Source organism: Pseudomonas sp. H3_D04 (assembly GCF_054669175.1).
This window is the reverse complement of record NZ_CP162801.1, coordinates 344887-365741: the sequence shown is the minus strand read 5'-3', so window position 1 is coordinate 365741 and position 20855 is coordinate 344887. Positions and strand designations below refer to the sequence as shown.

Here is a 20855-nt window from a genome sequence, read left to right as displayed (position 1 = left end):
ACTGCCCGCCATGAAAACCATTCCCCACACGCAAATCACCGAACCGGCCGTCACGTGCTCGACTTGCGCAGCCTGTTGCTGCCAGCTCGAAGTCATGCTGATCACCGACACGGGCGTGCCTGAACGTTTTATCGATACCGATGATTGGGGCGGGGAAGTCATGCTGCGTCTGGATGACGGCTGGTGCGCTGCGCTGGATCGCAACAGCATGATGTGCACCATCTACGAAAAACGCCCGCTGATCTGCCGGGAGTTCGAGATGGGCGCACCGGAGTGCCTCGAAGAGCGCCAGGGGATTACCACGGCGTATCGCTGAATTTGAAGTCGACGCAGATCCAGTGTGGGAGCGAGCCTGCTCGCGATGGCTTCCTGTCAGTCAACACTGTTGCTGAATGGCAGACCGCAATTGCGAGCAGGCTCGCTCCCACACTTAAAGGAGCGAGTCTCAGAGCGGCATCGTGTAATGCAACGCGTAACTTTCTACACCGTTGTTCGGGCTACTGAGCCCGGCATTGGAATAGTGCGTCGCACGAATGCCGACTTCATGTCCGCCGGTAAAGCGCAGGCCAAAACCGAACCGGTCTTCAAACTGAAAAGCACTGCCGAGTTGATTGTTTTCGACTTCGGTATTGGCGAATACCGCGACGCCGACCCCCAACTCCACATAAGGCTTGACGGTCTGGCCAGCAAATTCGTAAACCAACACCGGCGCGAACGACAGGCTGTGGTTGCTGGAAGTCTTGTCGCCGTCCCAATAGGTGTAGGCACCGCTCCAGTACCCCGTCAAACGACCGATATCACTCTGCAACCAGCTCTTGTCCCAATCGAATTGCATGCCCAATCGATAGGTCATGGTCGACTCGCTGGTCTGTCCGACCGCGAATTCCACACCTGCCGCCTGCGCGGTAAAACTGTGCCCCATCAGTGCGGCCGCAATCGCGGCCAAGCAGAATAGTCGCTTCACTAGAAACATCCTTTTCCGAACGATTTCATATGGTTTTTTTGTTGCTCACCGCTATAGAAGTCGACGATTAATCAGAAGTTCAGCCCAATTATTCGTTTTCGCCCACTTTTTTTTTAGTTATCTATCGAAGCTTTGCACAACACCGCCGCTGTTCCACAGCGTCGGCAAAATAGTCCTGAAATGCTCCGGATCGGCACTCGTCCAGAACTGCGCAGCACGTGCCGGCCCCTCGGCAAGTAACTCACGCTCGGCCAACAAACGCTGGAGTTGCCGCGCAACAGCGGCACCGGTGTCGATCAAGCTGATGTCTTCAGGGATCATCTGCTTAAGCAAAGGCTTTAGGAAGGGATAATGCGTGCAGCCCAGAATTATCGTGTCGCACCCGGCGCCGAGCAGCGGCCCGACGTACCCGGCCAGCAACTGACGCAATGCCTCGCTGTGCAGATCGCCGTTTTCAATCAGCTCCACCAGGCCAGGACACGGTTGAGTGATGACGCGAACATCGGTAGCGAACCGGTCGAGCAAGGCTGCAAACTTGGCGCTCTGCAACGTGCCGGTGGTCGCGAGCACACCGACCACACCACTGCGGGTGGCGGCAGCGGCAGGTTTGACGGCGGGCTCCATGCCGACGATGGGCCACGCAGGGAAATCGCGCCGCAAGTCCGCAACACCGGCGACGGTCGCCGTGTTGCAGGCCAGCACCAGGGCCTTGGCCCCCTGCTGCTGAAAGAATTCGGCCATCACGCTGCAACGCTGCTGGATGAATTCAGGGGTTTTTTCGCCGTAGGGAACATTGCCGCAATCGGCGACGTACAGCAGCGACTCGTTGGGCAGCAAACGCTGGATCTCGGCCAATACCGAAAGCCCGCCGACGCCGGAGTCGAACACGCCGATTGGCGCTTCACGCATGTGTCGAACCACAGACGCTGCAGCCCGGATCACGCTTGACCCGCAATTCACGGAAGCGCGAACCCAGGGCATCGATCAGCAACAGGCGCCCCACCAATGGCTCACCGAAACCCACCAGCAGTTTCAGGGCTTCCAGCGCCTGGAGGCTGCCCACCAGCCCAACCAGTGGACCGACAACGCCGGCCTCACTGCAGGTCAATTCGGCTTCGCTGCCGTGACCGTATAGACAGTGGTAGCACGGGCTTTCCGGGCGGCGCGGGTCAAACACCGACAACTGCCCTTCGAGGCGAATCGCCGCGCCGCTGACCAGCGGTTTGCCGGCAGTAACGCAGGCCGCGTTGACCGCTTCACGGGTCGAGAAATTATCGGAACAGTCCAGCACCAGATCCACCGCCGCCACGGCGGCCGCCAGGGAATCTTCGTCCAGTGCGGTGCGATGGGCGATCAGTTGGATCTCGGGATTGATCGCGCTCAGTCGGCGGATCGCTGAATCGACCTTGCTCGAGCCGACGCTGTCAGTGTCGTGAACGATCTGGCGTTGCAGATTGGTCAGGTCGACCGTATCGAAATCCGCCAGGTGCAGCTCGCCGACACCGGCCGCGGCCAGATACAGCGCCACCGGTGAGCCAAGACCGCCGAGACCGACGATCAATACGCTGCTTTCTTTCAGTCGCAACTGGCCGTCGATATCGACGTGTTGCAACAGAATCTGCCGGCTATAGCGCAACAATTCCTGATCATTCAGCACGGCAGGCGCCCCAGGCTGATACGTTCGTGACCGCCCAGATCGGTGCGGCTGTGGACTGCTTCAAAGCCGCGGCTCAGCAGCAAGTCGCGCACGGCTTCGGCTTGATCGTAACCGTGTTCGAGCATCAGCCAGCCACCGGCCTCCAGATAATCCGGCGCCTGGGCGACGATCAGGCGCAAATCATCGAGTCCGTCGATGCCAGCCACCAGAGCGCTGGCCGGTTCGAAGCGCACATCGCCTTCTACCAGATGCGGGTCGGCGGAGGCGATGTACGGCGGGTTGCTGATGATCAGATGAAAACGCTGACCTTCCAGGGCGCTGAACCAATGGCTGCTCAGCACCATGGCATTGTTCAAGTGCAGGCGCTGACGATTGCGTTCGGCCAGCGCCACGGCCTCAAGTATGCGATCCACCGCAGTGACTTTCCACGCCGGACGCTCGCTGGCCAAAGCCAGGGCAATGGCGCCGCTGCCGGTGCCAAGATCGAGCACTTGGGCCGGTGTGGCTGGCAGCAATTCCAGCGCCGCTTCCACCAGCAATTCGGTATCCGGGCGCGGGATCAGCGTGTGCGGCGCGACTTCCAGATCAAGCTTCCAGAACCCTTGCTGCCCCAGAATGTAGGCCACCGGCTCACCGCCGCGACGACGTAGCAGGTACTCGGCAAACTTCAGCGCGGCTTCGCTCGGCACAATGCGTTCCGGCCAGGTGTGCAGAAAGCTGCGGGACTTGCCCAAGGCCGCGGCCAGCAATAATTCGGCATCCAGACGCGCCGTGGGCGAGTCGGGCAAATCGGCGGCGCGCAACAAACTGGCAATGATCGTCATTTACTCACCTATCGCTGCCAATTGATCGGCCTGGAACTCGGCCAGTAACGGTTCAATCACGGCCTCGACGCCGCCCGCGAGGACTTCGTCGAGGGAATACAGCGTCAGGTTGACCCGGTGGTCGGTCACCCGGCCCTGGGCAAAGTTGTAGGTGCGGATGCGCTCGGAGCGATCCCCCGAACCGACCAGCAGCTTACGCTCGCTGGCGATGGCGTTCGCGGCGGCGCTGGTTTGTTGATCGTTGAGCTTGGCCGACAGCCAGGACATCGCCCGGGCACGGTTCTTGTGTTGCGAGCGTTCTTCCTGGCATTCGACGACGATACCGGACGGCAAGTGCGTGATGCGGATCGCCGAGTCGGTCTTGTTGACGTGCTGGCCGCCGGCCCCGGAGGAACGATAGGTATCGACCCGCAGATCCGCCGGGTTGATCTCGATCGTTTCCTGCTCATCCGGCTCAGGCAACACCGCCACGGTGCAGGCCGAGGTGTGGATGCGACCCTGGGATTCGGTGGCCGGAACCCGTTGCACGCGGTGCACGCCGGATTCGAACTTCAGTTTGCCGTAGACGTTTTCGCCTTCAACACGGGCGATGACTTCTTTATAGCCGCCGTGCTCACCGATGTTCTCCGAGAGAATTTCCACCCGCCAGCCACGCCGCTCGGCATAACGCGAATACATACGGAACAGGTCGCCGGAAAAAATCGCCGCTTCGTCACCGCCGGTGCCGGCACGAATTTCGAGGAACACGTTACGCCCGTCATTCGGGTCCTTGGGTAGCAGCATGCGTTGCAGGCTGGCTTCGATGTCGATCAGTTGCTCTTTGGCTTCGCGAACTTCTTCCACGGCCATTTCGCGCATGTCCGGGTCGCTGTCCTTGAGCAGTGCCTGGGCACCTTCGAGGTCGCCTTGCACTTTGAGCAGCTGTTTATAGGTGGCGACAATCGGTTCGACTTCCGCGTATTCCTTGGAATAGGTGCGGAATTTGTTTTGATCGGAAATGACTTCGCCATCGCCAAGCAGGGCGGTCAATTCCTCGAAACGGTCCTGGAGGATGTCCAGCTTATTGAGCAGTGACGCTTTCATTGCGGTTTCTTATCCGAAAAGCTATCCGATGAGCCCTCATTCAGGGCAAAGAGTTCCTGGGCCATGGCCAGCGCATCGAGGCGGCCTTCGGCAGAAAGCTTTTTCAACTGCACACTCGGGGCGTGCAAAAGTTTGTTGGTCAGGCCACGCGCCAATTGCACCAGCACCTCTTCGGGGCTGCTGCCATTGGCCAGCATGCGCTGGGCCTTCTGCAATTCTTCGTCGCGCATGCGCTCGCTTTGTTGGCGATAGGCCTTGAGCACATCCACCGCCGCCAGTTCACGCAGGCGGACCATGAAATCTTCGGCACCGACCAAGACCATATCTTCCGCCGCCTGGGCAGCGCCCTGCCGGCTCTTGAGGTTCTCGGCGACCACTTCGTGGAGATCGTCGACGCTATAGAGGTAAACGTCGTCCAACTCGCCGACTTCCGGCTCGATATCCCGAGGAACAGCGATGTCTACCATGAAGATCGGTTTGTGCTTGCGCAGTTTCAACGCGCTTTCCACGGCGCCTTTGCCAAGGATCGGCAACTGGCTGGCAGTGGAACTGATCACGATGTCGCTGCGCACCAGCTCTGCCGGGATGTCCGAGAGCAAAACGGCATGGGCACCAAACTGCTCGGCAAGGATGCTCGCGCGTTCCAGGGTTCGGTTGGCGACCACAATGCGCTTTACACCCAGTTCATGCAGGTGGCGGGCGACCAGGGTGATGGTCTCTCCGGCGCCGATCAGCAAGGCCTGGCTGCGCTGTAAATCGCTGAAAATCTGTTTCGCCAGGCTGACCGCGGCAAACGCCACGGACACCGGGTTCTCCCCGATGGCCGTGTCGGTGCGCACTTGCTTGGCGGCGTTGAACGTCGCTTGAAACAAGCGCCCGAGCAGCGGACCGATGGTGCCGGCCTCACGCGCCACGGCGTAGGCCGATTTCATCTGGCCGAGGATCTGCGGTTCGCCCAACACCAGCGAATCGAGCCCGGAAGCCACCCGCATCATGTGACGAACTGCCGCATCATCTTCGTGCACATAAGCGCTCGCACGCAGCTCTTCGAGGCTCAAATGATGATAATCGGCCAGCCAGCGCAAGATGATGTCAGCCGAAAGGTGATCCTGTTCTATATAGAGTTCACTGCGATTGCAGGTGGAGAGGATCGCAGCTTCGCGGCTGTCGGTAAGTCGGCAGAGCTGCTGCAAGGCCTCCACCAGCTGCTCAGGGGTAAAGGCCACGCGCTCGCGGACGTCTACTGAAGCAGTCTTGTGGTTGATACCGAGTGCAAGGAAGGCCATTCAAGGTCGCTGATGGTGACGTGAAGCCGGCAATTGTCCTACTTCGACAGAGCCAGAACAACTACCGCTGACTATTGTCCCAATGACCTGCCTCTATAAAGGCATCCATCGAGACTCGGTTATGTTTGGCCGAAGGCTTGTGTCATGATGATCCGACCGCAGGTTAGTCGTCCTCTTCCTATATGAATAGATCCTCCGCGTTGCTCCTCGCTTTTGTCTTCCTCAGCGGCTGCCAGGTCTTGGCACCCGTTTCGTCGGACGGTACGCCGCCGGTCGAAGACAGCACTCCGGCCCCTGAAAAGCCCAAGGTTTACAGCTCATTCAGTGAAGAAACCGTCTTCAGCCTGTTGAGCGCCGAACTGGCTGGCCAGCGCAATCGTTTCGACATTGCCCTGGACAACTACGTCACCCAGGCCATCAACACTCAGGATCCGGGCATCTCCGAGCGAGCCTTCCGCATTGCCGAATACCTTGGCGCCGATCAGGCTGCCCTGGATACCGCGCTGATCTGGGCAAAAAACGCCCCGGACGATCTCGAGGCGCAACGCGCGGCTGCCGTGCAGCTGGCGCGCGCCGGGCGTTATGACGACTCCATGGTCTATATGGAGAAAGTCCTGCTCGGCAAAGGCGACACGCATTTCGACTTTCTTGCTCTGTCCGCGGCCGATACCGACCAGGACACGCGCAACGGCCTGATGAAAAGTTTTGACCGCTTATTGCAGCGCCACCCGAACAACAACCAGTTGATTTTCGGCAAGGCTTTGCTGTTGCAACAGGACGGTGACGCCAAAGGCGCGCTGACCTTGCTTGAAGACAATCCGCCGGACGACGGCGAAATTGCCCCGATCCTGCTGCGCGCGCGCCTGTTGCAAGTGCTCAACCGTGGCGATGAAGCCTTGCCACTGCTGCAAAAAAGCATCAAGAAATACCCGGACGACAAACGCCTGCGCCTGACCTATGCACGCATGCTGGTTGAACAAGACCGCATGGACGACGCCAAGGTCGAGTTCTCAAGCCTGGTCCAGCAATACCCGGAAGACGACGAACTGCGTTATTCCCTGGCGCTGGTGTGCCTGGAAGCCAAGGCCTGGGACGAGGCCAAGGGTTATCTGGAAGACTTGGTCGCCCGGGAAAGCCACGTCGATTCGGCGCACCTGAACCTCGGCCGTATAGCTGAAGAGCGCAACGACCCACAAGGCGCACTGATCGAGTACGCCCAGGTCGGCCCCGGCAATGACTATCTGCCTGCGCAACTGCGCCAGACCGACATTCTGATCAACAACGGCAAGACCGCCGAAGCCCAAAGCCGTCTGGCTACGGAACGCGACGAGCAACCTGATTACGCGATCCAGTTGTACCTGATCGAAGCCGAGACCTTGTCTGCCAACAATCAGCCCGACAAGGCGTGGAAGGTTCTGCAAACCGCGCTGCAGAAGTACCCGGACGATTTGAACCTGCTTTACACCCGCGCCATGCAGGCGGAAAAACGCAATGACCTGGCGCAGATGGAAAAAGACCTGCGCCTGATCATCAAGCGCGACCCGGACAATGCAATGGCGTTGAACGCCCTCGGCTACACCCTGTCGGACCGCACGACGCGTTACGCCGAAGCCAAGGCCCTGATCGAACAAGCGCACCAGATCAACCCGGAAGACCCGGCGGTACTCGACAGCCTCGGCTGGGTGCACTTCCGCCTGGGCAATCTCGATGAAGCCGAGCGCTATCTGCGTCAGGCCCTGGATCGCTTTCCCGATCAGGAAGTTGCCGCTCACCTGGGCGAAGTCCTGTGGGCCAATGGCAAACAGCGGGAAGCCAGGCAAATCTGGAGCAAGTTCCTCAAGGAACAACCCGACAGCCCCATCCTGCGCAGCACCATCAAGCGCCTGACCGGATCAGAGACTCTTTAAGATTATGTTTTTGCGCCACCTTATTGTTTTCAGCTTCATCGCCCTGCTCGCCGGTTGCGCGGGCTTCGGCGCCCGCGAATCGGTCCAGGGCCAAGGCAACACGGCCCAATGGCGCGATTACAAACAGCAGCTGACCAGCCTTGATGGCTGGCAGATCAACGGCAAGATCGGTATTCGTGCGCCAAAAGACTCGGGCAGCGGCACGTTGTTCTGGCTGCAGCGACAGGATTACTACGACATTCGCCTCTCCGGCCCGCTGGGTCGCGGCGCGGCTCGTTTGACCGGCCGCCCGGGCAAAGTCTCGCTGGAAGTGGCCAATCAGGGCCGTTATGACGCCACGACCCCCGAAGCGCTGGTTGAAGAACAGCTCGGCTGGAAGCTGCCGGTGTCCAATCTGGCGTGGTGGGTTCGCGGGCTTCCGGCCCCGGACAGCAAAAGTCGCCTGACCCTGGACGCCGACAGTCGGCTGGCCAATCTCGAGCAGGACGGCTGGCAAGTCGAATACCTCAGTTACGCCGAGCAAAACGGCTACTGGCTGCCCGAGCGGATCAAACTGCACGGCACCGACCTTGATGTCACGCTGGTGATCAAGGAATGGCAACCACGCAAACTGGGGCAGTGAACATGACCGTTGCGCGCTTGACGCTGCCCTCCCCGGCCAAACTCAATCTGATGCTGCACATTCTCGGGCGCCGTGAAGACGGTTATCACGAGTTGCAGACGATTTTTCAGTTTCTCGATTACGGCGATGAAATCACGTTTGCCGTTCGTGACGACGGTGTGATTCGGTTGCACACCGAATTTGATGGCGTTCCTCACGACAGCAACCTGATCGTCAAAGCCGCGAAAAAACTTCAGGAGCAATCCGGTTGTTCGCTCGGCATCGATATCTGGATCGAAAAAATCCTGCCCATGGGCGGTGGAATCGGTGGCGGCAGTTCAAATGCCGCGACGACTTTGCTCGGCCTCAATCATCTCTGGCAACTGGGTTGGGATGAGGATCGACTGGCTGTGCTGGGCCTGACACTGGGCGCCGACGTCCCGGTTTTCGTGCGTGGGCACGCGGCTTTCGCCGAGGGCGTAGGGGAGAAACTCACCCCTGTAGACCCCGAAGAACCGTGGTATCTCGTGCTTGTGCCGCAAGTATCTGTAAGTACAGCAGAAATTTTTTCAGATCCGTTGTTGACACGTAACTCTTCTCCCATTAAAGTGCGCCCCGTTCCCAAGGGAAACAGTCGAAATGACTGCTTACCGGTGGTAGCAAGGCGTTATCCAGATGTACGTAACGCATTGAATTTGTTAGGTAAATTTACCGAAGCAAAACTCACCGGAACTGGAAGTTGTGTGTTTGGGGGCTTCCCAAGCAAAGCTGAAGCTGATAAAGTCTCGGCCCTTCTTACAGAGACCCTTACAGGGTTTGTAGCAAAAGGAAGCAACGTTTCGATGTTGCATCGCAAGCTGCAAAATCTGCTCTAAAGGAATCGATTACTGGGTAATCGTTGCAACAGATACAGGGGCGTCGCCAAGCGGTAAGGCAGCAGGTTTTGATCCTGCCATGCGTTGGTTCGAATCCAGCCGCCCCTGCCATTTTCCTATACTCATCCAGGTTACCCTCAGCCTTCAGGTACTGCGCGTGTCCAAGATGATGGTCTTTACGGGGAACGCTAACCCCGATCTGGCTCGGCGTGTTGTACGTCAGCTGCATATCCCTCTCGGTGACATCTCTGTCGGTAAGTTCTCCGACGGCGAAATTACTGCCGAGATCAATGAAAACGTCCGCGGTAAAGATGTTTTCATTATTCAGCCGACTTGCGCTCCGACCAACGATAACCTGATGGAACTGGTAGTGATGGCTGATGCCTTCCGCCGCTCCTCGGCTACTCGTATCACTGCTGTTATTCCTTACTTTGGTTATGCCCGTCAGGATCGCCGTCCGCGTTCCGCACGTGTGGCTATCAGCGCGAAAGTCGTTGCTGACATGCTTACCGTAGTCGGCATCGACCGTGTTCTCACGGTTGATCTGCATGCTGACCAAATCCAGGGTTTCTTCGATATTCCGGTAGATAACATCTACGGCTCCCCGGTTCTGGTGGATGACATTGAAGATCAGCGCTTCGAAAACCTGATGATCGTGTCCCCGGACATTGGCGGCGTCGTGCGTGCACGTGCTGTTGCCAAATCCCTGGGCGTGGATCTCGGGATCATCGACAAACGCCGTGAGAAAGCCAATCACTCTGAAGTGATGCATATCATCGGTGATGTCGAAGGGCGTACCTGTATTCTGGTCGATGACATGGTCGATACCGCCGGCACTCTGTGCCACGCGGCCAAGGCCCTGAAAGAGCATGGCGCCGCCAAGGTTTTCGCCTACTGCACACACCCTGTGCTGTCCGGTCGGGCGATCGAAAACATTGAAAATTCCATGCTGGACGAACTGGTGGTGACTAACACCATCCCGTTGTCCGCTGCTGCTCAAGCCTGCACGCGTATCCGTCAACTGGATATCGCGCCGGTCGTTGCCGAGGCGGTCCGCCGCATCAGCAATGAAGAATCGATCAGCGCGATGTTCCGTTAAGGGCCCTGCCCTTCTCGACTGTCTCGCTGACGAAAAGCGCCCCGCCCCGGCATTCCTGCCGGGGCGGGGCTTTTTTGCCCATATCGCCTTTAGCGCTGGTCGCAACCGCTGGGGCGAATGTGGTTATTTTGGAGATACAAAATGAACGAATTTACTCTGAATGCTGAAGTGCGTTCCGACCTGGGGAAAGGTGCGAGCCGCCGCCTGCGTCGTCTCGCAAGCCTGGTTCCAGCTGTAGTTTACGGTGGCGAAAAAGCCCCTGAATCCATCAGCATGCTGGCTAAAGAAGTTGCCAAACTGCTCGAAAACGAAGCGGCTTACAGCCACATCATCGAGCTGAACGTTGGCGGCACCAAGCAAAACGTAATCATCAAGGCTCTGCAGCGTCACCCGGCCAAAGGCCACGTACTGCACGCTGACTTCGTGCGCGTTGTAGCTGGCCAGAAACTGACCGCTATCGTGCCTGTACACTTTGTTGGCGAAGAAGCCCCGATCAAGAAAGGCGGCGAAGTTTCGCACGTTGTTTCGGAAATCGAAGTGACCTGCCTGCCAAAAGACCTGCCTGAATTCATCGAAGTCGACCTGGCTAACGCCGAAATCGGTTCGATCATTCACCTGTCCGACCTCAAAGCCCCTAAAGGCGTTGAGTTTGTTGCTCTGGCACACGGCGATGACAAGGCTGTTGCCAACGTCCACGCTCCACGTGTTGCTCCAGAAGCTACTGAAGAAGGCGCAGCAGAGTAATTCACTCTGTCATGCCGGAGTGATCAAGTAACATCGCGGACTGGAACGTAGCGAGAAAGCGGGCGAGAACGCGGAGTTTACATAATGGTAAATGAGCACTTTTCGTCCACTTTCGCCGCACACACTGATTGCGGCGATGTTATCCACCACTCCAAAGAAGGGCCCCTATCGTGACTGCCATCAAACTGATCGTTGGCCTGGGAAATCCAGGCGCTGAATACGAACAGACCCGGCATAACGCAGGGGCCCTTTTTGTTGAGCGCATCGCGAACGCGCAAGGCGTCAACCTTGTGGCCGATCGCAAATATTTCGGCCTGACCGGGCGCTATTCGCATCAGGGTCAGGATGTTCGTCTGCTGATTCCCACCACCTACATGAACCGCAGCGGCCAAGCCGTCGCGGCACTTGCCGGCTTCTTCCGCATTACGCCTGAAGAAATCCTGGTGGCGCATGACGAACTCGACCTGCCACCTGGCGTTGCCAAGCTCAAACAGGGCGGCGGCCATGGCGGTCACAACGGGTTGCGCGACATCATCGCGCAACTGGGCAATCAGAATACCTTTTACCGCTTGCGGCTTGGCATTGGCCACCCGGGCGTTGCCAGTATGGTTTCAAATTTCGTCCTGGGTCGTGCGCCACGCGCCGAACAGGAAAAACTCGATGCCAGCATCGACTTTGCCCTCGGCGTGCTGCCGGATATCCTCGCCGGTGAATGGAACCGCGCGATGAAAAACCTGCACAGCCAGAAGGCCTGACTCACTCCTCGGGGAAAACACCATGGGATTCAATTGCGGCATCGTCGGCCTGCCTAACGTCGGCAAGTCCACCCTATTCAACGCCCTGACCAAATCCGGGATCGCGGCCGAGAACTTCCCCTTCTGCACCATCGAGCCGAACACCGGTATCGTGCCGATGCCGGATCCACGCCTGGAAGCCCTGGCGGCCATTGTCAATCCAAAGCGCATCTTGCCAACCACCATGGAATTCGTCGACATCGCGGGCCTGGTGGCCGGCGCCTCGAAAGGTGAAGGCCTGGGCAACAAGTTCCTCGCCAACATCCGCGAGACCGATGCTATCGCTCACGTGGTCCGCTGCTTCGAAGACGAGAACGTGATTCACGTCTCCAACAGCGTCGACCCGAAACGCGACATCGAAATCATCGACCTGGAACTGATCTTCGCCGACCTCGACAGCTGCGAGAAGCAACTGCAGAAAGTTGCCCGTAACGCCAAGGGTGGTGACAAGGACGCCGTGGTCCAGAAAGGTCTGCTGGAGCAACTGATCGCTCACTTCACCCTCGGCAAGCCAGCGCGCACGCTGATGAAGAACATGGGCGCCGACGATAAAGCGGTGATTCGTGGCTTCCACCTGCTGACCACCAAGCCGGTCATGTACATCGCCAACGTCGCTGAAGACGGTTTCGAGAACAACCCGCTGCTGGACATCGTCAAGGCCATCGCCGAAGAAGAAGGCGCCATGGTGGTTCCGGTCTGCAACAAGATCGAAGCCGAAATCGCCGAACTCGAAGACGGCGAAGAGAAAGACATGTTCCTCGAAGCCCTGGGCCTCGAAGAGCCTGGCCTGAACCGCGTGATCCGCGCCGGCTACGAAATGCTGCACCTGCAGACCTACTTCACCGCCGGTGTCGAAGAAGTCCGCGCCTGGACCGTCCGCGTAGGTGCTACCGCGCCACAAGCCGCTGGCGTGATCCACACCGACTTCGAAAAAGGCTTCATCCGTGCCGAAGTCATCGCCTACGACGACTTCATCCAGTACAAGGGCGAAGCCGGCGCTAAAGAAGCCGGTAAATGGCGCCTGGAAGGCAAGGACTACATCGTTAAAGACGGCGACGTGATGCACTTCCGTTTCAACGTGTAAAAGCCGCCGCACAAGAAAAAGCCGCGTTTAATACGCGGCTTTTTTGTGCCTGAAATCCGGGCGAGACCTAATCCTGCAGGAGCGAGGCTTGCCCGCGAAGAACGATGACGCGGTGTTCCTGGCAAACCGCGTAATGGCCTTCGCGGGCAAGCCACGCTCCTACAGATGGAGCAGTGCTACGCCTTTTTGGTTCTTGGCAGGAAGATCGCCAGTACGCCAAACAATGGCAGGAACGAGCACAGAAAGTACACGTATTCGATGCCGTGGACATCCGCCAGATGCCCGAGCAACGCCGCGCCAATCCCGCCAAAACCGAACATCAATCCAAAGAACACCCCGGCAATCATCCCGACATTGCCCGGCACCAGTTCCTGTGCGTACACCACGATGGCCGAAAAGGCTGACGCGAGGATAAAGCCGATCAGCACGCTCAGAATGCTGGTCCAGAACAGATCAACGTGAGGCAGGATCAGCGTGAATGGCGCCACGCCAAGGATCGAGAACCAGATCACCGCCTTCCGCCCGATCTTGTCGCCAATCGGCCCACCGAAGAACGTCCCCGCCGCCACGGCGCCCAGGAACAGGAACAGATGCAGCTGCGAACTGGCCACCGACAGGTCGAACTTCTCGATCAGGTAGAAAGTGAAGTAGCTGGTGAAACTGGCCATGTAGAAATACTTGGAGAACACCAGCAGCCCGAGCACCACCAGCGCGCTGATCACCCGGCGTTTTGACAGGCCGTGCGTTGCCGCCTGACCTTGTTTGAGCTTGAACAGGTTTAAGTGGTTGGCGTACCAGCGGCTGATCCGATAGAGCACGAACAGCGCAAACACGGCGAACAATCCAAACCACGCCACATGGCCCTGGCCGAAGGGAATGATGATCGCCGCTGCCAGCAACGGGCCGAAGGCCGAGCCGGCATTGCCGCCGACCTGAAAGGTCGATTGCGCCAGACCGAATCGCCCGCCCGAGGCCAGTCGAGCCACGCGAGAAGCTTCCGGGTGAAAGGTCGACGAGCCGATGCCAATCAACCCCGCCGCCAGCAGAATCAGCGGAAAAGTACTGACCACCGACATCATCAAAATACCGATCAGCGTGCAGACGGTTCCCGCCGGTAGCAGCCAGGGCTTGGGATGGCGATCGGTGTGGTAACCGACCCATGGCTGCAACAGCGAAGCCGTCAGCTGGAACGTCAAAGTGATCAATCCAACCTGGGTAAATGTCAGGCCATAGTTGGCCTTCAACATCGGATAAATCGACGGTAGAACCGACTGGATCAGATCATTGATCAAATGCGCCAGCGCCACCGCGCCAATGATGCGCATGACCAGAGGGCTGCTTTGTGAAGTCGCGGGTGCCGACGTCGTGCCGGTCTGAACATTGCTGATAGCCATGAGAATTTCCGTACAGCAGATGGGTGCACGCAGGCAGGTGCGTCAATGTGCCATTTTTCAGTGCGGCAGCGCCATCCCCTTAGCCTGCTAACGACCTCGACACTCATCGCCAAGAAGGTGATAGCGCAACGCCATGGTCTGAATCTTGCCTTGTTAATCCGCTTAAACGCGGCCCCTTACAAAGGGGACCGAGAATGGGAAGTTTCGCTACAGAGTCGGCCTACAGAGCTGACAAGGGTGAACTTTCGAGGCCTTTTAAAAGGGCACAAGTCGCGGTCGCAACGGCCTCGACGCACGCCATTGGTGCGTGGTGTCCAGAGGAGTCATGGGGCATGCAGGCTTTTTTATCACCGGGGATCGGATTGCTGGGGCGTTTTGGCTTCGCACGCAAATTTCAGTTGTTGTTTCTGCTGTTTATCCTGCCGCTGGCAGGCAGCCTGGTGATGATTGGTCAGGACTATCGCGCCAAACTTAACCTGATCTCCGGCGAACGTGCCGGTGTTCGGCAACTGCTCGCCCTGGATGCGCTCGATAACCTGCTCGCTGCCCAACGCGACCGCGCCGCCCGCTGGCGCGCGACGGAAACCAATCGCCAGCCAACGCCTGCAACCCTTGCCGCGATGGCTGGGTTCGATGCGGTTCAACCCGCCGTCGCCCAAGCCACCTCGGACCTCGGTGATGCGCTGAAAACCGAAGGCGCCGAGGGCGAAACCCTGACCCGTTATCAGGCCCTGCAAACCGCCCTCAACGGCCTCGACTCGAAAAGCCTGAGCAGCGTTGGTTGGTGGCCGGATGGCTACGATCGTTTCACCAATGCCTTGAGTGCGCTGCAAGCCCTGCGCGAGCAGATCGCCATGGACAATCGCCTGACCCTCGCGCCGTGGCTGGAAACCTACTTGCTGACGCAAATCTCGACACAGCATGCGCCGGACCTGATTGAGCGGGTTGGCCGCCTGGCCAGCGTCGGTCAGGCATCGGTGGTGTCCGGGCAGTTCACCCTGCAAAGCCGGCTGCAATTGCGCGATTTGCGCAGTCGTATCGGCGATGCCCGGGAACAGCTGGCGAAAACCGCCAGCCTGCTGGAAGCACGCCTGCCCAGCGCGTTGCAAAGCTGGGCCGGGCAATACCACGACAGCCTCAAGCATCTCGATGCTGAACTGAAAGTCCTCGATGACGGCGTCTTCGGCGGCAGCATCAAGCTCAAGCCGGAAGAATTCGAACGCAGCCTCGACAGCCTGCTCACCGACCTCGCCTCGCTGCGCCAGCAGTCATTGGTTTCGCTGGATCAACGCCTGGATTACTACCATGGCTCGGCGATCAGCCAGTTTATTCTGGTGGCGACGATCTTTGGCTGCCTGCTGCTGGCCGCGCTGTACCTGTTCATCTGCTTGCAGGCCTCGATCCGTCGCAGCGCCAGCGGCATCACCCTGCTGGCCGAAGCATTGCGCGACGGCAACCTAAGCCTGCAAGTGCCGGTGCAGGGGCGCGACGAACTGGCGGCCATCAGCACCGCCCTGAATGTCGCCGTGGTGCAGCTGCGCAACAGTTTGCTGGGGGTCGATCACGAAACCTTGCAGGTGAGCAACGCGGTGCGCACCCTCAACCATCACTCCAGCGGCGCCTTGGGCGAAGTTGAAGCGCAGCAATTGCAGATCAGCCAGATCGCCGCTGCGGCCACGCAGTTGGCCGCGACCTCTCAGGGTGTCGCCCAGAGTTGCGAACAGGCGTCCGGCAGCGCTCAACACACCCAACGCATTGCGGCCGACAGCAGCCGCGACAGCCAACGCACCACGGCGAGCATTCAGCAGCTCAACCAGCGCTTGAACGACACGGCGGCGGCACTCGGCCGGGTCAGCGAACAAGGCCAGCAGATTCAATTGGTGGTCGACACCATTCGCGGCGTGGCCGAGCAGACTAATCTGCTGGCGCTCAACGCGGCGATCGAGGCGGCTCGCGCGGGCGAACAGGGTCGCGGCTTTGCGGTGGTGGCGGATGAAGTGCGCAGCCTCTCGCAACGCACTCAGTCCTCCACCGCGCAGATCGCCGGCACTGTCGACAGTCTGCGCAGCACGGTGAATGAGGCGGTCAGCCTGATGGAAGCGGCCTGTAGCCAAGCGCAAAGTGATGCTCAGTCGGTCACCGGCCTGGGCGAACGCCTCGGGGAAATTGCCCACGCGGTGCAAGGCGTTACCGACACCTTGGCGCAGATCGCCACGGCGGTTGAGGAACAGGCCAGCACCGCCGATGAAGTCAGCGGCAACATCCAGCAGGTCGATCAGGCCGCGGTAAGGTTGCTCGAAGGCGCGCGGGCGGTGAACCTGGCGGCGGACACCTTGAGCCAGGGCAGCAAGGCCTTGAGTGCCAATACCGGGAGATTTCAGCTCAGTTGACGCCCTCACCCGGCCCTAATATTCGGCTCAGGTGGATAAGCGGTTGAAAGCGTAGAGAAATATTTTGGATTTACGCTTGACGCATCTGCATTACCGGTGAATAATGCGCGCCACTTGGCTACATAGCTCAGTTGGTTAGAGCATAGCATTCATAATGCTGGGGTCCGGGGTTCAAGTCCCTGTGTAGCCACCAAGTACCGATTTACAGATGTCTCAGGATGTCTATAAATCAAAACAAGAAGCCCGCCTCGTGCGGGCTTTCTTGTTTCTGGCTGTTCCTCCTTGTATCCCCCTATACCTTCCCTCCTTGTATCCCTCTGTGTATCCTCGACAAATAATTGAACCGAAGGGATACAGGTCAAATGAAGCGTTCAGAGATAAAGCGCCGCCCCCTCTCCGACACCGCTTTGGCCGGGCTAGAGCCTGACGCCAAGGAGTATCGCGAGCTCGATGGGAACAGTCTTTATTTCCGCGTGAAAACTAACGGTCAAAAGTCCTGGCAGCTCCGATACAAGAAGCCCGACGGGGAATGGTCATGGCTCGGGCTGGGCGGTTATCCCGATGTGAGCGGGTCAGTGGCCAGGCAGAAAGCTGCCGAGCTGCGCGCCGACGCTGCTGATGGAAAGAACCCGATCGTCACAAAGCAGGCTCGCAAGAAAGCGGAAAGGAACACTGCCGCCGAAACATTCGAGCCGCTGGCAAGGGAGTGGTACACCTCACGACTCACCAACTGGGACGCAGGCACGTCGAAGCGAATCATGGGCGCCTTCGAGCGACATGTTTTTCCCGTGTTCGGTAAGCGCCCATATGCAGACATCACCCCGCTCGAATGGATGGAGTTTCTTCGGGGCATGGAGCAGCAGGGAATCCTTGAGCAGATGAGCCGGGTTCGCTCGTACTGCAGAGACGTCTACGACTTGGCTAGGGTGACCGGCCGCGCAACTCATAACCCGCTTGAAGGCCTTCAGAAATACCTCCAGTCGGGCAAGGCAGAGAACTACGCCCACGTGTCGCCTGACGAACTACCAGGACTGATCCGCGCCATAGCCGCTTACCCTCATGCCCACGACGTGCGCCTCGGCCTGCGCCTGCTGAGTCTCTTCGCCGTGCGACCCAGCGAGTTGCGCGAGGCACGCTGGTCAGAGTTCGATTTTGCCAAGAAGATTTGGACGATCCCCGTAGAGCGTAAAGGCCGCAAGAAAGGCCTTGAGCACCTAGTGCCGCTCTCTTCCCAAGCGATCGCCGCGCTGGAGGAATTGCGTCATTACACCGGCAGCTATCCCCTTCTCTTCCCGGGTCGTAGCGATCACACCAAGCCACGCAGCGACACGGTGTTCCTGATGGCACTGCGTCGGATGGGATACGAAGGTCGGCAAACTGGCCATGGGTTCCGGCATATCGCGTCAACGGTGCTCAACGAAAACGGGTTCGATGAGAACCATATCGAAGCTCAACTCTCACACAAGAAACCTGGTGTCGCTGGCGTCTACAACAAGGCCCAGTACCTGCCGCAGCGCACGACCATGATGCAGTGGTACGCCGATCACCTTGACACCTTAGCCGAGGACAACGTGGTATCGATTAAGCGGGCCTAATGCGGGCCTTCCATTGCGCGCATAGACAGATATAGACTGACAGCCATCACTGTTCGGATAGCCAGTAGCAAAGTATTTAAAGAGTTTCAGCCAGCCTAGCCCGACGGGGCGAAAATCGGACACCCATCCGCCTGGCTGGCTGATCTATTCAATGGGCAGCGCCTGGGGAGGCGTGAATGGAAAAGCTCTATAGATTCAAAGAGTTCCTCACATCAAAAGAAGCGAGCAATTGGCTTCAGTCATTGACCTCAACACCTATAAGTGCAGCGGACTTTGCGCAGCTATGGTACGACGGGCATTGTGATGTTTATCTGGACTGCTGTGGCGATGCGGGATACCTCAGCACGCCAGATGAGATAGAGAAAATCACTGATGTTATTGGGGCTGATATGGCCCGAGTAGATGAACCTTGGCGACTCTCAGAGATGGGGGCGATTGGTGTGGTTGGATCACTACGAAACAGAGGGGAAAAAGAGGTTCTTTGGTTCATAGATAGGCCACCAGATCAACGCATCCCAAAATTCAGACCAGCAGACATACAAGCCCTTGCCGATAAGATGAACGGTACGGTGCCGCAGCCAAGCGCCGGCGCTGCCGAGTTGGAAAACCTGCGTCTGCAACTAGAGCAGGAGCGCTCAGCTAGGGAGGCTGCCGAAGCTGAGCTTTCTAGGCGCTGCGCCGATGATGGGAAAAGGGCTCTGAATGACATCCGGCACATGCTGATGCATGACCACGCAGAGTTTTCAGCCATGCAAACGCGAGCAGAGCAGGCCGAAAAAATGGTGGTCGCCATGGATAGGCAACTGGCAGAACAAGCCGAAGCCAAGCGCCGAAATGATGAAGCATTTAATGCGATGGCAAAACAGATTAAGGATATACGCACAGTTAGGCCTGACCACCAACCCGAAGCCAATGCAGGCGGCCTGACCTTCCCGTACGCCACCAAAGAGCTTGAGGTCATGTGCAGAGTTGCCCAAGAGCATTGGTCGGGCCATACGCCAGACAAGCGACAACCCAAGCAGGACGCCATTCAGCGGGCAATTTGCAAGGAGCTTGGCCTGGACGTGCCAGCGACTAAAACACCACCCAACAAAGCAATCTATCTGGCAATGGCCATCAAGCCGGACGGCCTACCGAAAGCATGACAAAAGGATCTGACATGGTGTCATGACACTATGTCACCCCTATCTGACATATCGCCTGGCTCTATTAAATCTGTTCCGTCGCTAACAACAACGGGAAACAGATATGAACAACATCCGCTCAATCGAGTTCGCCAGCGCTCCACAGTTCGACCCGTCCACAGTCATCATTCGTATGCCCGAGCTGGAGACCATCACCGGCCTAGCCCGTGCCACTGTGTACAAACGGCTCAAGGATGATCCAGCCTTCCCCCGCCCGGTATCGCTGAGCAACAGCAAATCACGCGGATCTCCTGTTGGATTCGTGTTGGCGGAGGTTCAAGCCTGGGTTCGCCAGCGCATCGCACTTCGTGGGGAGGCTGCGTAAATGACAGACAAAAAAATGGCCGACCAACAGGCCAGCCACGAAAATACTCATGTAGAGAATACCAGCGGAAACGCACAACGTGTTCGCCTTTTGGCTCGCTTGAAAGTCGGGCCGATTGACACCTTCACCGCCATTCGCGAGTTGAACATCGTTCGCCCTGGTGCTCGCATCAACGAGTTGCGCGCCCTGGGCCACAAGATCCTCACACACCGCTTGACCTTGACCGATGATCAAGGTCGTAGTCACGGTCGCGTGGCGCTGTACTACCTCAGCTCCAATCCGCCTGCCGGGGTGACCGTATGAGCGCCCGCATTATTCCCTTCGCCTACGAAGGCCAGGCTGTGCGCTTCAATGCAGACGGCTGGATCAACGCCACTGAAGCTGCCGCGCGCTTTGCCAAGCTCCCACACGAATGGCTGCGCCTTCCCGAAACTGCTGCCTACCTGGAGGCCTTGGTTAAATGCGGGAAGATCCCGCAATTAGTCCGCACTCAGCGCGGACGCAACGGCGGCACCTGGCTCCATCCCAAGCTGGCAGTAGCCTTTGCCCGATGGCTTTCTGTCGACTTCGCCGTCTGGTGCGACGAGCAGGTAGACGCACTGCTGCGCGGCGAATCCAAGCCGTGGGCCAGTGCTCGCCGCGAGGCTGCGATCGGGCACAAAGCCGTCTGTGACGCCATCGCTTTCAACTGCGAAGCCCAAGGCAAGACGCCACAGCGGCACCACTTCATCAACGAGGCGCGGCTTATCAATGAGGCCATCACGGGGGCTTTCGCTGGCCGCAACCGTGACCTTCTGAGCGCTGAGGAGTTGGAGCTTGTCACCATGGTGGAGATTCGCGACGTACTACTCATGGGCCAGGGCCTGAGCTTTGCCGAGCGCAAGGCGGCATTGCTTCAATACGTCCGTCACCAGCAGAGCAAGCACCAACGGAGGATTGCTGCATGACCCTCATGCCTCGCGATCAATGGTCTATAACTTCTCTTGCCAGCAATCACGTCCGCCGGTATCGTTTGATTTGTCACATTGCTGACAACGACCTTGGCGGGT

Annotated in this window: 21 protein-coding genes and 2 tRNA genes; 16 read left to right on the top strand and 7 right to left on the bottom strand. The window is 58.5% G+C overall.

Features of this window, described 5'->3' with window-relative positions:
- Positions 1–10: 10 nt before the first annotated feature.
- A complete protein-coding gene (locus tag AB4N91_RS01800) occupies positions 11–316 on the top strand; it encodes a YkgJ family cysteine cluster protein (RefSeq protein ID WP_102594936.1) in 306 nt (101 codons plus the stop codon).
- A gap of 129 nt (positions 317–445) precedes the next feature.
- Here AB4N91_RS01800 and AB4N91_RS01795 read toward each other — a convergent pair whose 3' ends face one another.
- The 6 genes from AB4N91_RS01795 to hemA form a co-directional block, all read right to left on the bottom strand.
- The gene (locus tag AB4N91_RS01795; RefSeq protein ID WP_010458265.1) at positions 446–964 is read right to left on the bottom strand and encodes an acyloxyacyl hydrolase; all 519 of its coding nucleotides are present in this window, start codon (positions 962–964) and stop codon (positions 446–448) included.
- A 117-nt stretch (positions 965–1081) separates the two neighbouring features.
- Positions 1082–1873, bottom strand: a complete 792-nt coding sequence (gene murI / locus AB4N91_RS01790; RefSeq protein ID WP_083375757.1) for a glutamate racemase — start codon at positions 1871–1873, stop codon at positions 1082–1084.
- Positions 1866–2621 (bottom strand): molybdopterin-synthase adenylyltransferase MoeB, encoded by a 756-nt coding sequence (locus tag AB4N91_RS01785; RefSeq protein ID WP_154914041.1) that lies wholly within the window; start codon positions 2619–2621, stop codon positions 1866–1868. The genes murI and AB4N91_RS01785 overlap by 8 nt, the downstream gene beginning before the upstream one ends.
- Positions 2615–3445: a peptide chain release factor N(5)-glutamine methyltransferase gene (gene prmC / locus AB4N91_RS01780; protein ID WP_154914039.1), complete on the bottom strand. Its 831-nt coding sequence runs from the start codon at positions 3443–3445 to the stop codon at positions 2615–2617. Before prmC ends, AB4N91_RS01785 begins: the two co-directional genes overlap by 7 nt.
- Positions 3446–4528, bottom strand: coding sequence for a peptide chain release factor 1 (gene prfA / locus AB4N91_RS01775; protein ID WP_010458272.1), 1083 nt, complete (start codon positions 4526–4528; stop codon positions 3446–3448).
- Positions 4525–5814: a glutamyl-tRNA reductase gene (gene hemA / locus AB4N91_RS01770; protein ID WP_010458274.1), complete on the bottom strand. Its 1290-nt coding sequence runs from the start codon at positions 5812–5814 to the stop codon at positions 4525–4527. Before hemA ends, prfA begins: the two co-directional genes overlap by 4 nt.
- A 182-nt stretch (positions 5815–5996) precedes the next feature.
- Here hemA and AB4N91_RS01765 point away from each other — a divergent pair, with 182 nt between their 5' ends.
- The 8 genes from AB4N91_RS01765 (at position 5997) to ychF (ending at position 12918) form a co-directional block, all read left to right on the top strand.
- Positions 5997–7721 (top strand): tetratricopeptide repeat protein, encoded by a 1725-nt coding sequence (locus tag AB4N91_RS01765; protein WP_077749018.1) that lies wholly within the window; start codon positions 5997–5999, stop codon positions 7719–7721.
- Positions 7722–7725: 4 nt separating this feature from the next.
- Positions 7726–8343, top strand: a complete 618-nt coding sequence (lolB, locus tag AB4N91_RS01760; protein WP_102594939.1) for a lipoprotein insertase outer membrane protein LolB — start codon at positions 7726–7728, stop codon at positions 8341–8343.
- A 2-nt stretch (positions 8344–8345) separates the two neighbouring features.
- Positions 8346–9197 (top strand): 4-(cytidine 5'-diphospho)-2-C-methyl-D-erythritol kinase, encoded by an 852-nt coding sequence (gene ispE, locus AB4N91_RS01755; protein WP_010458280.1) that lies wholly within the window; start codon positions 8346–8348, stop codon positions 9195–9197.
- Positions 9198–9233: 36 nt separating this feature from the next.
- A tRNA-Gln gene (locus AB4N91_RS01750) sits at positions 9234–9308 on the top strand.
- Positions 9309–9354: 46 nt separating this feature from the next.
- Positions 9355–10296, top strand: a complete 942-nt coding sequence (locus AB4N91_RS01745) for a ribose-phosphate pyrophosphokinase (protein ID WP_010458281.1) — start codon at positions 9355–9357, stop codon at positions 10294–10296.
- 141 nt (positions 10297–10437) lie between these two features.
- Positions 10438–11040 (top strand): 50S ribosomal protein L25/general stress protein Ctc, encoded by a 603-nt coding sequence (locus tag AB4N91_RS01740; RefSeq protein ID WP_074880258.1) that lies wholly within the window; start codon positions 10438–10440, stop codon positions 11038–11040.
- Between the two features lie 170 nt (positions 11041–11210).
- Complete coding sequence (gene pth, locus AB4N91_RS01735) at positions 11211–11795, top strand: aminoacyl-tRNA hydrolase (RefSeq protein WP_010458286.1); 585 nt, start codon at positions 11211–11213, stop codon at positions 11793–11795.
- Positions 11796–11817: 22 nt separating this feature from the next.
- Positions 11818–12918 carry a redox-regulated ATPase YchF gene (ychF, locus tag AB4N91_RS01730; protein ID WP_010458288.1) on the top strand — a complete coding sequence of 367 codons (1101 nt, stop codon included), beginning with the start codon at positions 11818–11820 and terminating at the stop codon, positions 12916–12918.
- A 176-nt stretch (positions 12919–13094) separates the two neighbouring features.
- Here the strand turns inward: ychF and AB4N91_RS01725 are convergent, their stop codons facing one another.
- Positions 13095–14312, bottom strand: coding sequence for an MFS transporter (locus AB4N91_RS01725; RefSeq protein WP_010458290.1), 1218 nt, complete (start codon positions 14310–14312; stop codon positions 13095–13097).
- Between the two features lie 332 nt (positions 14313–14644).
- On the opposite strand from AB4N91_RS01725, the gene AB4N91_RS01720 reads away from it, so the two are divergent.
- The 7 genes from AB4N91_RS01720 to AB4N91_RS01690 all read left to right on the top strand — a co-directional run bounded on the left by AB4N91_RS01720 (position 14645) and on the right by AB4N91_RS01690 (position 20753).
- Positions 14645–16702 (top strand): methyl-accepting chemotaxis protein, encoded by a 2058-nt coding sequence (locus AB4N91_RS01720; RefSeq protein WP_010458292.1) that lies wholly within the window; start codon positions 14645–14647, stop codon positions 16700–16702.
- A gap of 116 nt (positions 16703–16818) precedes the next feature.
- Positions 16819–16895, top strand: a tRNA-Met gene (locus AB4N91_RS01715).
- Between the two features lie 169 nt (positions 16896–17064).
- Positions 17065–18297 carry a tyrosine-type recombinase/integrase gene (locus AB4N91_RS01710; protein ID WP_460112069.1) on the top strand — a complete coding sequence of 411 codons (1233 nt, stop codon included), beginning with the start codon at positions 17065–17067 and terminating at the stop codon, positions 18295–18297.
- Between the two features lie 176 nt (positions 18298–18473).
- Complete coding sequence (locus AB4N91_RS01705) at positions 18474–19442, top strand: hypothetical protein (RefSeq protein WP_460112068.1); 969 nt, start codon at positions 18474–18476, stop codon at positions 19440–19442.
- Between the two features lie 103 nt (positions 19443–19545).
- Positions 19546–19806, top strand: a complete 261-nt coding sequence (locus AB4N91_RS01700) for a helix-turn-helix transcriptional regulator (RefSeq protein WP_460112067.1) — start codon at positions 19546–19548, stop codon at positions 19804–19806.
- Positions 19807–20109 (top strand): helix-turn-helix domain-containing protein, encoded by a 303-nt coding sequence (locus AB4N91_RS01695; protein WP_460112066.1) that lies wholly within the window; start codon positions 19807–19809, stop codon positions 20107–20109.
- On the top strand, positions 20106–20753 hold the full coding sequence (locus tag AB4N91_RS01690) for a KilA-N domain-containing protein (RefSeq protein WP_460112065.1): 648 nt from the start codon (positions 20106–20108) through the stop codon (positions 20751–20753). The genes AB4N91_RS01695 and AB4N91_RS01690 overlap by 4 nt, the downstream gene beginning before the upstream one ends.
- The last annotated feature ends 102 nt before the right edge of the window (positions 20754–20855 follow it).